This window comes from Xanthobacter autotrophicus, from assembly GCF_030015065.1.
Lineage (GTDB): Bacteria > Pseudomonadota > Alphaproteobacteria > Rhizobiales > Xanthobacteraceae > Xanthobacter > Xanthobacter autotrophicus_D.
Window position 1 is genome coordinate 1 of record NZ_JAIVFN010000395.1, and the last position, 458, is coordinate 458.

At 66.2% G+C, this 458-nt stretch carries 1 pseudogene; it reads left to right on the forward strand.

Annotation, left to right across the window (positions count from 1 at the left end):
- Nucleotides 1-15: 15 nt before the first annotated feature.
- Nucleotides 16-458, forward strand: a pseudogene (locus K9U40_RS23705) (IS21 family transposase); the annotation flags it as partial.

The window sequence follows — 458 nt, forward strand, 5'->3', positions numbered from 1 at the left end:
GCGGGAGTGTTGGACATGGCGTTGTTGAGCGTTATCCGGCGCTGGCATTTCCGGGAGCAGCTGTCGATCCGCGCGATTGCGCGCCGGACCGGCCTGTCGCGGAACACCATCCGCAAGTACCTGCGGTCGGACGCGGTACAGCCTGTTTTCCGGACACCTGATCGGCCCAGCAAGCTCGATCCCTTTGCCGAGCGGCTGGCTGCTTGGCTGCGGACGGACGTCCGCAGGCCACGCAAACAGAAACGTACGGCTCGGCAGTTCCATGAGGAGCTGATGGGGCTCGGCTACAATGGTTCGTACCGGCGAGTCGCCGCCTTTGTGCGGGCCTGGCGAGACGACTGGCTGCGCCAGCAACAGGCCTCCGGCCGCGGCGTATTCGTGCCATTGGCGTTCGGCCCGGGCGAGGCGTTTCAGTTCGACTGGAGCGAGGAGCATGCCGTCATTGGCGGGGAGCGCAC